We start from the raw sequence: 355 nt of genomic DNA, 5'->3' as shown, positions 1-355 counted from the left end.
GTCCGCGCCCTACCGGATCGGCGGACAGGAAGTCCGCGTCGCCGCGTCGATCGGCATCGCGTTCTCCACCCCCGGCATCGACCCCGCCGAACTCATGCGCAACGCCGACCTGGCGATGTACCGCGCCAAGTCCGGCGGCAAGGGCCGCGTCGAGGTGTACGCACCGCAGATGCACATCGACGCCGTCCGCCGCGTCGAACGCGCCGCCCGGCAGCGCCGCGCCCTGCACGAGAAGCGCCTCACCGTCCTCTACCAGCCGGTCGTCGACCTGGCCACCGGCCGGATCCGGGACGTCGAAGCGCTGCTGCGCCGCCGCGACGACCGCGGCGCGCTGATCGGCCCGGCCGAGTACATG

At 73.5% G+C, this 355-nt stretch carries 1 protein-coding gene; it reads left to right on the top strand.

Annotated elements, in window-relative coordinates; genetic code table 11:
* The coding region (locus tag AC1DSF_RS31530) for an EAL domain-containing protein (protein WP_478184237.1) at positions 1 to 355 on the top strand (355 nt) is incomplete at both ends.

The sequence above is a fragment of the Variovorax sp. 01N429 genome, assembly GCF_056399425.1.
Note: the sequence above shows the minus strand (reverse complement) of the source record. Positions and strands in the feature narration are given on the sequence as shown.